Here is a 12,494-nt window from a genome sequence, read left to right on the forward strand (position 1 = left end):
GCACGGAAGCGGGGCGTTGTCGATGCGCGGGAGGCCCGTCCGGTCAGGCGTCCATCCGGTCCCGCGCCGGCATCGCCGCGGGGCTTGCCGGGGAATTGGCCGAGGGTCTGGGCTGGATCGGCCCCACCTGCGCGACGCGCAGGCCCGCCGCCATGGCCTGGAGCCGGCTCTGCGGGTCCTCGGGCTGGATCACGCCGGCCGACATCACGAGCTTGGCCGCGTCGTCGACGCTGATCGACAATTCGATCACCTCGGACCGGGGCAGGTAGAAGAAGAAGCCGGTGGTCGGGTTCGGGGCGCAGGGCAGGAACACCCCGACATGCTCGTTTCCGGCTCCGAGGGCGCCCTGCACGTCCGGGCCCGCCGGGGCCGACAGGAAGACGATCGACCAGGTGCCCTTCACCGGGAACTCGACCAGGCCGACGGTGCGGAACGAGGTGCCGCTGGTCGAGAACAGGGTCTCGAACACCTGGCGCAGGCCGCGATAGAGGCCCGAGATCACCGGCGTGCGGGCGAGGAGCACCTCGCCGAACTCCACCACCGAGCGGCCGACGAGGTTGGCGGTGAGCGCGCCGAGCGTCGTCAGCGCCACGAAGGCGATGACGAGGCCGAGGCCCGGCACGCTGAAGGGCAGGTAATGGTCCGGCAGGTAGGCCGAGGGGACCAGCGGCTTGACCCAGCCGTCGATCAGGCTGATGCACCACCAGGTGATGTAGATCGTGATCGCGAGCGGGCCGGCGACGATCACGCCGGTGAAGAAGTAGTTGCGCAGCCGTCCCCGGACGCTGACCCTCTTGCGGGCGAGCGGGGAATCCGGATCGGCGAGCGGCGGCGACGGTTCCGACACGATGTGCGATTCTCGACCCGGGCGGGCGCCCCCTGCCCGTGAAGAGGTAGCGGTTTGCTGCGTTGCGCTCAAGGCGGGGAAGACCCTTTGTCGGATCCCTCCGGACCGGGCACCGCGCTGCGCGCCGTCCTCGACCGGGCGCTCGCCGATCCGGCCACGGGCTGGAGCCTCGGCGGCTACGGGGCGGGGGCCACCTTCCGGCGCGATCCCGGCGAGCCCGCGACCCCGCCCTGCGGCGGGCGCCCCGGCCTCGTCACGTCCCGCGGCGCCCTGGTGCTGGGGGAGGCCGACACCCTCGTGCCGGTCGCCTACGAGACCGCGCTCGGCGGCGAGGCCTGGAGCCAGGCCCTCGCCCTGTGCCGGCCGCTCCCTCTCCTGCCGCCCTGCCCCGCCCCGGTCGTGAGCGAGCGCGGCCGCGACCACGCGGCGGCGCGGGCCGGGGATCGCGACGGCGTGCTGTTCTGCCTCGGCCTGCCGCTGCGCCAGGCCCGGCTCATGGCCCGGGTGCGGGAGGAGGCGGTCTCGCGGCTCCGCGCCGCCTGCGGCCGCCCGGCCGACGCCGCCCTCTGGGCCGCTTTGCCGGGGCTCGGCGCCGTGCTGGTGGCGGAAAGCGGGCGCGACCGCATCGAGGTCGTCTTGGAGGTCGTCTCGGAGGCCGTTCTGCCCGACGCCCGTCCGGGCCCGCGGGCGCAGTGGTTCGACCGGTTGCTGCGCCTCGGCCGGCTCCACGCCGCCACGGCGCCGATCCCCGCCGGCCTCGCCCCGGTGATCCATCTCCACCCGCCCCACCCGCTCGACGGGGACGGCTACGACCTCGCGCGACACGCGGCGTTCGAGGCGCTGCTGGCGCGCTTCGGCGATCCGGAGCTGGTCGCGCTCAAGCGGCGGGTCCTCGCCGGCGAGGCGGCGGTGCCGCGGACGCGGGCGGCCCGGGCGGTGGCGCGGGTGGCACGGGCCCAGCGGCGCCATCTGGCCTCGGCCTGAGGCGGCCCCAAAGCGCGGTCGCGAACGGTCCACGACAAAGAAAAAAGGCCGCCCTTGCGAGGCGGCCCGAAGTCTAGGGAGGAAACGCCCAAAGAGGGCAGCAGGGCCGCGACGCCATCGCGTCCCTGCCCATCCGAAAATAGGGACCGGAGCGGCCTTCGCAAGTGCGAAAACGCACGTTGGTGGATTTTCCGTGAAGCCGGGCCGATCCCCCCGAAACGGCAGCACCCCCGCCGGGACCGGCGGGGGTGCTGTGGGACGCATCCAGGAGCGTTACGTCAGCGGCGCGATCCGGTGCGCGCGACGCGATGCGCTAGCGACGCAGGATCTTGGTCACCAGGCGGCCGACGAGGTTGCCCGAGTCGTTGTAGGCGACCCGGTCGTCGTAGGGGCTGCGTCCGTCCGGGCGGATGCGGGGGTCGTCGTTGCCCAGGATCTTGGTGACGATCCGGCCGATCAGGCTCATCGTATCCTCCGAGGTGTGAGGGCGTTGCGGTCTCGGGGCATCAACGGCCGAACAGCCTCGGCCGTTCCGCGCCCGGACGCGCTCGTGTCCGTCGTCACGCCCGCTCGGCCATCGCCTCGAACACCAGGGCGTGGCGGGCGGCCAGCGCCGCGACGTCGGTGGCGTAGCCGCCGCCGATCACCGCGGCGAGCGGGATGTCCCGGCGATGCACCTCGCCGACGACATAGGCCTCGCGCCGGCGCAGGCCCTCGTCGGTCAGCGCCAGGCGGCCGAGGCGGTCGTCGCGGTGGGGATCGACCCCGGCATTGTAGAACACCAGGTCGGGCCGGAAGCCGTCGAGGAGGCGCGGGACGTGGAGGGCGAGCGCCGCCAGGTAGTCGTCGTCGCCCAGCCCGTCGGGCAGGCCGACATCGAGGTCCCCCGGCACCTTGTCGGTCGGGTAGTTCTTCTCGGCGTGCATCGAGAAGGTGAACAGGTCGGGCTCGTGCGTCAGGCAGTCGGCGGTGCCGTCTCCCTGGTGGACGTCGAGGTCGAGGACGAGCGCCCGGCGAATCGTGCCCTCGCGCTTGAGGGCGAGCGCCGCCACCGCCACGTCGTTGAAGACGCAGAACCCCCCGCCCGCCGCCCGCCTGCCGTGGTGGCTGCCGCCCGCGGTGCTCCCGGCGAGCCCGTGCTCGAGCGCCAGCCGGGCGGCGAGCAGCGTGCCGCCCGCCGAGGCCAGCGAGCGCCGCGCCACCCCGTCGTCGACCGGCAGGCCGATCGCCCGCTCGATCGCCCGCGGCACGGTCGCGGTGACGACCTGCTCGACGTAGGTCGCGTCGTGGGCCAGACGGATCAGGTCCGGGCCTGCGGGCTGCGGCGTCAAAAAGCCCCCGGGCACCAGCCCGCGCTCCCGCAGGGTCTCGGCCAGGCGCCCGTACTTGCCCATCGGGAAGCGATGCCCCTCCGGCAGCGGCGCCTCGTAGGCCGGGTGGAACACGACGGGAAGCATGGCTTCGGCCCTGTGGACAGCGGGGATGGCACGGACCCGCTCAACGCGCCGGCCGGCCCGGGGGCGGGCGCGACCGCGCGCCGCGGGCATCGGCGATCCTGCCGTCCTCCCCGCGGGTTGGCGCCCCCCGCGATCACGGCCGGAACCCCGCTTCCGGGCCCCGCCTCCTCCCCTCGGACGCATGAATGCTCTAGCTTGTCCCAGGATCGGGTCCGGAAGCGGACACGGTTTGGACACGAATTCCCCCGACCCTCGTGCGTGGTTGTTGCGGCAGGGAGACCTTGCGGAAGGCCGTGTTTCGGAGGAGTGGACCTGCCGATCGTGGCATTCCACGGGTGGGTTTTCAATCGGGCGCGCCGCGGGCGTGAGGTGGGTTTTTTTCGGCACCGTCCCGTCGGGCGGCGCCGGCAGCACGGCCGGGGGGCATGCGGAGTCGGGTCGAACGTCGTGGCGCTCTGCGGGAGCGCCCGTCCAGGTATGGTCGCGAACTGGGTCGCACCGGAGCGGTGGGGATCGCGCTCGCGCTCGGCCTCGGGACGGCGGAGCCCGCCCGGGCCTTCGACCTGTTCGGGCTGTTCGGCGCCGAGGAGGCGCCGCCGGCCCCGAGCGCGGCCGCCCTGCCCTATTCCGTCCGCTTCCAGGGCGTCGAGGACGAGGACCTGCTCCAGGCGCTCAAGGACACGTCGGGCCTCTACCGCCTGCGCAACGACGCGCCGCCCGACGGCGAGGGCCTGCTGCGCCGGGCCGAGGCCGACGCGCCGCGCCTCGTCGATGCGCTCTCGGGCTTCGGCTACTATGCCGGCACGGCGACCTTCCGCATCGAGGACGTGGTGCTGGGCGGCGACGCGGCGGCGCGCTCCGCCGTGCGGGCCGCCGAGGCCGCGCGCAACCGCAGCCTCGTGGCGGTGCGGATCACGGTCGACCAGGGCCCGCTCTACCACCTGCGCCGGATCGCGGTGCTCGATCCGTCCGGCCTGCCCTTCGGCCCCGGGGCGGTGCCGGAGCGCCTGACCCGCATCGACGGCGAGGTGCCGGCCCGCTCCGCCACGGTGCTGGCCCGCGAGGCGGCCGTGGTCGATTCCTTCCGCCGCGACGGCCACCCCTTCGCCAAGGTGCTGCGCCGCGAGCCGGTGGTCGACGACACCGCCCACGTCATGGACGTGACCTTCGTGGTCGATCCAGGCCCCAAGGCGGCGATCGGCGCCGTGACGGTGCGGGGCACCAAGACCGTCGATCCGGCGGTGGTGCGCTCGTTCATCTACGCCGAGCCGGGCGATCCCTACTCGCCGCAGGCGCTGTCCGACATCCGCCGCTCGGTCTCGCGCATCGAGGCGCTGGGCGGCGTGCGGGTGCGCGAGGGCACGGCGCTCGACCCCGACGGCACGCTGCCGGTCTTCGTCGACGTGACGGAGCGGGCGCGCCACATCGTCGGCGTCTCGGCGCGCTACTCCACCGTCGACGGGCCGGGCGTGCGCGCCTACTGGGCCGACCGCAACCTGTTCGGCGGCGGCGAGACCCTGCGGATCGACGCCGACCTGTCCTATCTCGGGCTCGGCACCGACTATTACGCCCGCCGCCGCAAGCTCGCGGGCATCGAGACCAACGGGCTGGGCGGCCGGCTCGCCGCCACCTTCGTCAAGCCCGCCCTGTTCGGCACCCGCAACGACCTGCTCGCCAGCGCCTTCGTCGGCCGCGAGGTGCAGCAATCCTATCTCAGCGATGCCGCCGGCGGCACGGTGGCGATCCGGCGCCGCTTCGCCGACGCTTTCTCGGCCCAGGTCGGGCTCGACGGCCGCTTCGGCTCGGACCGGGACGCGCTGGGCCGTGTGGATTACGGCCTCGTCGGCCTGAATGCCGGCGTCACCTACGATTCGACCGACAGCCTCCTCGACCCGACGAAGGGGTTTCGCGTCACCGCCTCGCTCACGCCCTATGCGGGTCTCGGCAACAGCCCGGACCTGCTCCTCGCCAAGGCGCAAGGCTCGACCTACTACTCGTTCGACGACGCGGGCCGCTACATCCTCGCCGCGCGCCTCGGCTTCGGCTCGATCAGCGGCGCCAACCTCGCCGACGTGCCGGCCTCGCTGCGCTTCTTTGCCGGCGGCGGCGGCTCGATCCGCGGCTACTCCTACCGCACCGTCGGGCCGATCGGCCCTTACCAGCTGCCGATCGGCGGGCGCTCGCTGCTCGAGGGCTCCGTCGAGGGCCGGATCAAGATCACCGACACGATCGGCATCGTGCCCTTCGTCGATGCCGGCACGGCGTTCGCCGGGTCGCTGCCGGATTTCGACGAGCGCATCCGCATCGCGGCGGGCCTGGGGCTCCGCTACTACACCGGCATCGGCCCGATCCGGGTCGATCTGGCGGTGCCGCTCAACCCCGACAAGCAGCTCAAGCAGCCGCCGGTCGCCCTCTACATCAGCCTCGGCCAGGCCTTCTGAATGATGCAGATGCGGGCCTCGCGCCTCCTCACCGCCGCCGTCGCGACCGTCCTTATGGCGCTGGCCTGGCTCGGCCACGCCGCCACCGGCGAGGCGGCCGAAGGCGAGACCACGATCCTCGGCGACCTCCTGTCGCGCGCCCTCTCGACCCCGACCTCGCGGGTCTCGATCGGTGGCGTCGACGGGGCCCTGTCGTCCGACGCGACCATCCGCGACGTCGCCATCGCCGACCGCGACGGGGTCTGGCTGCGGCTCGACAGGGCGCGGCTGATCTGGCGGCGCACGGCGCTCCTGTCGCGCCGGCTCGAGATCGACCGGCTGGAGATCGGGCGCCTGGAGGTCCTGCGCCGGCCGGTGCCCTCGGCCACCCCGCCCGCGCAGGACAAGGAGGCCCTGCTGCCCGACCTGCCGGTGAAGGTGGTGGTGAAGGCCTTCGCGCTCACCGACCTCGTCATCGGCGAGCCGGTCCTCGGCGAGGCCGCCCGCATCGGCGGGGCCGGCCAGGCGACCCTCGGCGACCCGCGCGAGGGCCTCGACCTCGGATTCGGCCTGCGCCGCCTCGACAAGCCCGGCACCGTTACCCTCAAGCTCGCCTACGTGCCGGACACCGCGCGCCTCGAGCTGAAGCTCGCCCACGACGAGCCGGCGGGCGGGCTCGCGGCGCGGCTGATGAACCTGCCCGGCCTGCCGCCGGTGACCCTCGACCTCGACGGCAACGGCACCCTCGACGCCTGGAACGCCACCCTGGCCTTCAAGGCCGGCGAGGGCATCGGCGCCGACGGCCGGGCCCGCATCGACCGGGCGGGCCCCGAGCGGCGCATGACCCTCGACCTCGCCTCGCGGGTCGAGGGGCTGATGCCCGGCCCCCTCGCCGCGGTCTTCTCCGGCACCACCCGCCTCGACGGCTCCCTGCGCTTCGCCGACGACGGGGCGGTGCGGGTCGACCGGTTCGACCTCACCTCCCGCACCGCCCGGCTGGCGCTCGCCGGCGCCGTCGATGCCGCCCGCAACGCCGACCTGACCCTCCAGGCCCGGGCGCTGCCGACCGAGGGCGGCGTGACCAAGGCCGGCGAGTCGACCCTCGAATCGCTGATGCTCGACGCGACCCTGAAGGGGCCGCTCGACGCGCCGGCCGTGCGCGGCACCCTGAAGGCTGCCGGCCTCTCGGCCGCGGGCAGCCGCCTCGGCCGGGCGAGCGCCGACCTCACGGTCGCGCCCCTGCCGCGCACCAAGGAGGGCCAGGCCTTCCGGCTCGCCGCCGAGGCCGAGGTCGACGGCCTGCACCTCGCCGATCCCGCCTTGCGCCGCGCGGTCGGCCCGAAGGCGTCGTTCCGCCTCGTCGGCCGCCTCGACCCCAACGGCGTCGCCGACCTCGACGCGGTGACGATCGAGGCTCCCACCGCCAGCGCCCGCTACACCGGCCGGATCGGCCGCGACGTGGTGGCGGGCACGCTCACGGCGGACCTGCCCGACCTCGCGGCGTTCTCGCTCGCCGCCGGGCGGCCGCTCGGCGGCCGCGTCGCCGCCAAGGCGCTGCTCTCCGGCGATCCGGGGCGGGCCGGCGTCACCGCCGACGTCGAGGCGAGCACCGAGAAGCTCTATCTCGGCACCCCCGCCCTCGACCGGACGCTCGGCCGCGACCTGCGCTTTGCCGGCCGCCTGACGCGGCTGCCCGACGGCTACGCCGTCCAGGCGGCGCGGCTCACCGGGCAGGCGCTCACCGCGACGCTCGAGGGCCGCGCCACCGAGACCAAGGCCGACATGACCGGCCGGGTCGATCTCACGGACCTCGCCACCCTCGACCCCGAGCTCGCCGGGAAGGCCGGCCTCGACGCCCGCCTCACCGGCTCGCTCGAGCACCCCGACCTCGCCCTGGCGCTCGCGGCGCCGGAGGCCCGCGCCATGGGCCGTCCGGTCCGCGACCTTCTCGCCAAGGCGAGCGTGACCGACGCCACCGGCGCCCTCGACGGCACGCTCACCCTGTCCGGCCGGGTCGACGGCAAACCGCTCGCCGGCAACCTCCACCTCGCCCGACGCGGCGCCGACTGGCTGCTCGACCGGCTCGATCTCGGCCTCGGCTCGGTCGCGCTCACCGGCCGCGCCACCGTCGATCCGGCCTCGCGCCTCGCCGAGGGCGAGGTGGCGCTCAAGGCCGGCAACCTCGACGACCTCTCGGCCCTGGCGCTGACCCGCCTCTCCGGCCGCCTCGACGCGGCGATCACCCTGAGCCGCGCCGGCGGCCGCCAGGACGCCCGGGTGCGGGCGACCGGCGAGGGCGTGCGCGCCGCCTCCCTGGCGCTGTCGCGCCTCGACGCCGACCTCGCCGGCACCGACCTGTGGGCGAGCCCGCGGGTCTCGGGCAGGCTCAACGCCGACCGGCTCGTCGCCGGCTCGGAGACGATCGAGGCGATCCGCCTCGACGCCAAGCCGGCCTCCGACGGCAGCGACCTCGTGCTCCAGGCCCGGGCCCGGGGCTTCGCCCTCAACGGCGCCGCCCGGCTCGTTCCGGCCGAGCCCCCGCGCCTCGACCTCGCGCGCCTCACGGCCGTGCGCGGGGCCGACCGGCTGGCGCTCGCCGGCCCGGCCCGGATCACCTTCGGCGACGACGGCGTGACGGTCTCGGGGCTCGCCATCGCCGCCGGATCCGGCCGGGCCAGCCTCGACGGGACATTGGGCAAGCGCCTCGACGTGCGCCTCGGCCTCAAGGCCGTGCCGCTGTCGCTCGCCCGGATCGCTGCGCCGAGCCTGGCGCTCTCCGGCACCCTCGACGGCGAGGCCGCGCTCGCCGGACCGGCGGCGAGCCCGGAGGGCCGCTATTCCTTGAGCGTGTCGCGCCTCGTGACGCCCGAGACCCGCTCCGCCGGCCTGCCGCCGATCGACGCCAGGGCCTCGGGGCGGATCGAGGACGGCCGCGCCGGCCTCGACGGCACGGTGACGGCGGGCAAGGGCGTGCAGCTCGCGCTCTCCGGCACGGTGCCGGTCGAGCCCGGCGGCGCGCTCGCCCTGCGCGCCCGCGGGACCCTCGACGCGGCTCTGGCCAACTCGATGCTGGCGACCGGCGGCCAGCGGGTGACCGGCCGGGTCGCCCTCGATGCCGGCGTCACCGGTACCCTCCAGGCGCCGCGGATCGACGGCTCGGCGGTCCTCACCGGCGGCAGCTTCACCGACCCGCTGAACGGCGTGCGCCTCACCGACATCCAGGGCCGCGTCACCGGCCGCGGCGACAGCCTGGTGATCGAGCGCCTGACCGCGGCGACCCGCAACGGCGGCACCCTCCAGGTCCAGGGCCGCGTCGCGGTCGAGCCGGCCGCCGGCTTCCCCGGCAACCTGACCATCCGGGCCGACCGGGCCGAGTTGGTCGCGAGCCCGCTGATGACCCTCGTCTCCGGCCTCAACCTGTCGCTGACCGGGCCGCTCGCCCGCACGCCGCGGGTCGGCGGCCAGGTCGACGTCGTCTCCCTCGACGTCTCGGTGCCCGACCGCCTGCCCGCGACCGTCCAGCCGCTGCCGGGCATCCGCCACGTCAACACTCCGCCGCAGATGCGCGCCCGCCTCGACGCGCGGGCCAAGCGCGCGGCGGCGGCGCGGCGCGGCCGCAAGGCGCCGCCCTTCCTCGCCGCCCTCGACCTGACGGTGAACGCGCCGGGCCGCATCACCGTGCGCGGCCGCGGCATCGACGCCGAGCTCGGCGGGTCCCTGCGGCTCACCGGCACCTCGGCGGCGCCGGTGGCGAACGGCGCCTTCGCGATGCGCCGCGGCCGGATCCAGGTCGTCGGCCAGCGCCTCGACTTCACCCGCGGCCGCCTGACCTTCGCGGGCGACCTGACGGCGCCCGAGCTCGACTTCCTGGCCCAGTCCCAGGCCGGCGACGTGACCGCCAAGATCGCCGTCACCGGTCCGGCCAACCAGCCCGACTTCGCGCTCTCCTCCGAGCCGCCGCTGCCGCAGGACGAGGTGCTGTCGCGCCTCCTGTTCAAGAAGGCGTCCGGCGGCCTCTCGCCGTTCCAGGCGCTGCAGCTGGCGCAGGCCGTGGCCCAGCTCTCCGGCGGCGCCGGCGGCCCCGACGTGTTCGAGAGCGCCCGCAAGGGCCTGGGCCTCGACAGCCTCGACATCCAGGCCGGCGCCAAGGGCGGCGCCGCGGTCGGCCTGTCGCGGGCGCTCGGCGAGCGGGTCAATGTCGGCGTGCGCGCCGGCGCCCGGCCCGAGGACAGCGCCGCGACCATCACGTACGACGTGACCGGGCGGATCAAGGTGCAGGGCGAGGCCGGGGCTGACGGGCGGACGGCCGTGGGCGTGGGCGCGGAGTGGGAGTATTGAGCCGGATGCGCGTGCATTCGGTGCGAGACCCTCATCGCGGCCGATTCGGACTGTTCGGCAGCGCGAGGCAGGCGCCGAGCCCGATCAGGCCGGCGATGGCGGCGACGGCGAAGACGGCCGCGTAGCCGGCGCCGCCCGTCGTCGGCGTCAGCACGCCGAGCCCCGCCACGCCGAGCGCGAACCCGGCCTGACGCGCCACCATCGTGACGGCCGAGGCCATGCCCGTCGACCCGGGCGGCGCGAGGGCCACGACGGCTCCCGTGAGTTGGGAATGGGCGAGAGCCGCCCCGGCGCCGAGCGCCGTCATGCCGGCGAACGCGCCGGCCATGGCCGAGGCGCCGGCCGCCCCTGCCAGGATCGCGTTCCCGACGGCGATCAGCGTGAGCGCGGTCCCGAACGTGCGCCGCCAGCCGAGATGCCCGACCATGCGGCTGCCGACCGGGGGCAGCACCAGCATCGGCAGGGCCGCCGCGAGCAGCGCCACCCCGGCCTCCTGCGGGCCCAGCCCGTGGGCCGCCATCAGGAAGGCCGGCAGGGAGGTCAGGACGGCCCAGTAGCCGGCCGAGACGGGCAGCAGCAGGACGACGACGGCCAGCACGCCGCGATCCGATACGAGGGCCGAATCGATCAGCGGATGCTCCCGCCGGCGCTGCCGGCATGCGAAGGCGACCGTGAGCGCGACGCTGGCCGCCCCGCCGGCCAGGCCCGCCGTCGGGGCGGCGTGAACTTGCAGGACTCCCTCGACCGCGAGACCGAGCGCGGCGATGAGGACGAGCAATCCCGGCCAGTCGATCGGCCTTCCGCCCCCTCTCCGCTCCTCGCCGACGAAGCGGGGAACGGCGAGCGCGATCACCCCGCAGGGCAGGATGTTGGCGAGGAAGATCGCGGGCCATCCGAGCCGGGCGGCGAGCAGGCCGCCCAGCGTCGGGCCGAGCGCCATCGCGACGCCCGACAGGATCCCGGTCAGGGCGAGCGCACGGGCCCGCAGGGCGGGATCCGGGAAGCTGCCGGCGATCGACGCGATCGCCCCGGTGATCAGGAAGGCCGCGCCGATGCCCTGCGCGGCACGGGCGACGCACAGGGAGGGCGCGGTCGAGGCGAGCGCACAGGCGACCGACGCGGCGGCGAACAGCGCGTTCCCGAGGAGCAGCGCGAGGCGCCGGCCGTGGCGGTCCGCCAGGGCCCCGGCGGCCAGCAGGGCGGCCGTGAAGGCGAGGCTGTAGGCGTCGATGACCCAGGCGAGGCCCGGCATGCCGAGGCCGAGGTCGCGGCCGATCTCCGGCATGACGACGACCAGGGCCGTCACGTCGAACTGCGTCAGGAAGGCCCCCAGGCCGAGCACGCCGGCGGTGAGGCGCGCACGCCGATCCCAGGCGGCGGAGGGCAAGGTGACGGGAGGCGGGGTGACGGTGGGTTCTCGGGGAATGGTCATGGCCCCGATCAGTCGGAGCCGGGGCAGACGAAGCAAATGAGAGTTGCAACCGCCCGTATGAACTCGTTTCATGGCTCGTCGTGTCGGGCACAGGACGAGGCCGATGCACCGCTTGCCCCCCTTCCCCGGTCTCGTGGCGTTCGACGCCGTGCTGCGGCACGCAAGCGTGACGCGGGCCGCCGCCGAACTCGGCCTGACCCAGAGTGCCGTCAGCCATCGCTTGCGCGGGCTGGAAGACTATTTCGGCGCGCCGTTGCTGGAGCGGCTGAATCCGGGCCTGCGGCCGACGCCGGCGGGCGAGCGCCTCGCGCAAGACCTCGCCCCGCTGCTCGGGACGCTGGCGGGATTGCGGGAGCGGGTCGCGTGCGGGCGGGCCCCGCGGCCATTCCGGATCGGCGTCAGCAACGCGCTCCTCGCCTGGTGGCTCTCGCCGCGCCTGCCCGATCTGGCGGCGGCGTTTCCGGCCGTCGCGATCGAGGTGACGACCCGGGAGAGCAACCCCTGGGACGGCAGGCCCGGCACGGTGCCGGATGAGACCGATCTGGCTTTGCTCTGGATCCCGCGCGAGGGGCAGGCGAGCGGCCGGTGCGAGCTGTCCTTTCCGGTCGAGACCGTCTTCCCGGTCGTCGCGCCCGTGCTGCGCCGCGCCTGTCCGGGCCGGGACTGGCGCCGGCTGCCGCGGCTCGGCAAGGGACGGGCCGCCGACGGCATCGGCAACGAATGGTCCTGGGTGACGTGGCTCGGGGATGACGGGGTGCGCCCGCCCGCGATGCGCTTTCGCGACATCGGCGCGGCCCTGCAGGCGGCGCAGGACGGCAACGGCATCGTGCTGGCGCGCTCGCTCCTCGTCGCCGACGCGCTGCGCCGGCGCCGCCTGACCCGGCTGGTACGGGTGCCTGAGATGCGGCCCTCGTCGAAGGTCCAGGTGGCGCGCTGGAGCGATCGGGCCGACACGGTCGCCCCCGCGATGGCGGCGTGGCTCGTCGCGGCCGCGGAGACGACCCTCGGGCGGTGAG

8 protein-coding genes are annotated in these 12,494 nt (G+C 75.2%); 4 read left to right on the plus strand and 4 right to left on the minus strand.

Going from position 1 to position 12,494, the window contains the following annotated elements; genetic code table 11:
* Nucleotides 1–43 precede the first annotated feature (43 nt).
* Nucleotides 44–847, minus strand: a complete 804-nt coding sequence (locus tag V3T34_RS27690; RefSeq protein ID WP_082742573.1) for a DUF502 domain-containing protein — start codon at nucleotides 845–847, stop codon at nucleotides 44–46.
* An 87-nt stretch (nucleotides 848–934) separates the two neighbouring features.
* On the opposite strand from V3T34_RS27690, the gene V3T34_RS27695 reads away from it, so the two are divergent.
* Nucleotides 935–1,831 carry a DUF6925 family protein gene (locus V3T34_RS27695; protein WP_305077693.1) on the plus strand — a complete coding sequence of 299 codons (897 nt, stop codon included), beginning with the start codon at nucleotides 935–937 and terminating at the stop codon, nucleotides 1,829–1,831.
* Nucleotides 1,832–2,144: 313 nt separating this feature from the next.
* Here V3T34_RS27695 and V3T34_RS27700 read toward each other — a convergent pair whose 3' ends face one another.
* Both V3T34_RS27700 and V3T34_RS27705 read right to left on the minus strand, forming a co-directional pair.
* On the minus strand, nucleotides 2,145–2,297 hold the full coding sequence (locus V3T34_RS27700; RefSeq protein ID WP_048425481.1) for a hypothetical protein: 153 nt from the start codon (nucleotides 2,295–2,297) through the stop codon (nucleotides 2,145–2,147).
* Between the two features lie 94 nt (nucleotides 2,298–2,391).
* Nucleotides 2,392–3,288, minus strand: a complete 897-nt coding sequence (locus V3T34_RS27705) for a histone deacetylase family protein (RefSeq protein ID WP_331369334.1) — start codon at nucleotides 3,286–3,288, stop codon at nucleotides 2,392–2,394.
* A gap of 425 nt (nucleotides 3,289–3,713) precedes the next feature.
* Here V3T34_RS27705 and V3T34_RS27710 point away from each other — a divergent pair, with 425 nt between their 5' ends.
* On the plus strand, nucleotides 3,714–5,729 hold the full coding sequence (locus tag V3T34_RS27710; protein WP_331369335.1) for an autotransporter assembly complex protein TamA: 2,016 nt from the start codon (nucleotides 3,714–3,716) through the stop codon (nucleotides 5,727–5,729).
* 9 nt (nucleotides 5,730–5,738) lie between these two features.
* Nucleotides 5,739–10,046 carry a translocation/assembly module TamB domain-containing protein gene (locus tag V3T34_RS27715; protein ID WP_407942790.1) on the plus strand — a complete coding sequence of 1,436 codons (4,308 nt, stop codon included), beginning with the start codon at nucleotides 5,739–5,741 and terminating at the stop codon, nucleotides 10,044–10,046.
* A 31-nt stretch (nucleotides 10,047–10,077) separates the two neighbouring features.
* Here the strand turns inward: V3T34_RS27715 and V3T34_RS27720 are convergent, their stop codons facing one another.
* Nucleotides 10,078–11,478 (minus strand): MFS transporter, encoded by a 1,401-nt coding sequence (locus tag V3T34_RS27720; protein WP_305077696.1) that lies wholly within the window; start codon nucleotides 11,476–11,478, stop codon nucleotides 10,078–10,080.
* Between the two features lie 103 nt (nucleotides 11,479–11,581).
* Between V3T34_RS27720 and V3T34_RS27725 the strand changes: the two genes are divergently transcribed.
* Nucleotides 11,582–12,493 (plus strand): LysR family transcriptional regulator, encoded by a 912-nt coding sequence (locus V3T34_RS27725; protein WP_305077697.1) that lies wholly within the window; start codon nucleotides 11,582–11,584, stop codon nucleotides 12,491–12,493.
* Nucleotide 12,494 lies beyond the last annotated feature (1 nt).

This window comes from Methylobacterium ajmalii (assembly GCF_036448855.1).
GTDB classification, from domain to species: domain Bacteria; phylum Pseudomonadota; class Alphaproteobacteria; order Rhizobiales; family Beijerinckiaceae; genus Methylobacterium; species Methylobacterium ajmalii.

Coding starts and splice junctions, on each gene's coding strand:
- V3T34_RS27725 (WP_305077697.1), top strand. CDS start 11,582: ATGCACCGCTTGCCCCCCTTCCCCGGTCTCGTGGCGTTCGACGCCGTG.
- V3T34_RS27715 (WP_407942790.1), top strand. CDS start 5,739: ATGCGGGCCTCGCGCCTCCTCACCGCCGCCGTCGCGACCGTCCTTATG.
- V3T34_RS27720 (WP_305077696.1), bottom strand. CDS start 11,478: ATGACCATTCCCCGAGAACCCACCGTCACCCCGCCTCCCGTCACCTTG.
- V3T34_RS27700 (WP_048425481.1), bottom strand. CDS start 2,297: ATGAGCCTGATCGGCCGGATCGTCACCAAGATCCTGGGCAACGACGAC.
- V3T34_RS27705 (WP_331369334.1), bottom strand. CDS start 3,288: ATGCTTCCCGTCGTGTTCCACCCGGCCTACGAGGCGCCGCTGCCGGAG.
- V3T34_RS27710 (WP_331369335.1), top strand. CDS start 3,714: ATGCGGAGTCGGGTCGAACGTCGTGGCGCTCTGCGGGAGCGCCCGTCC.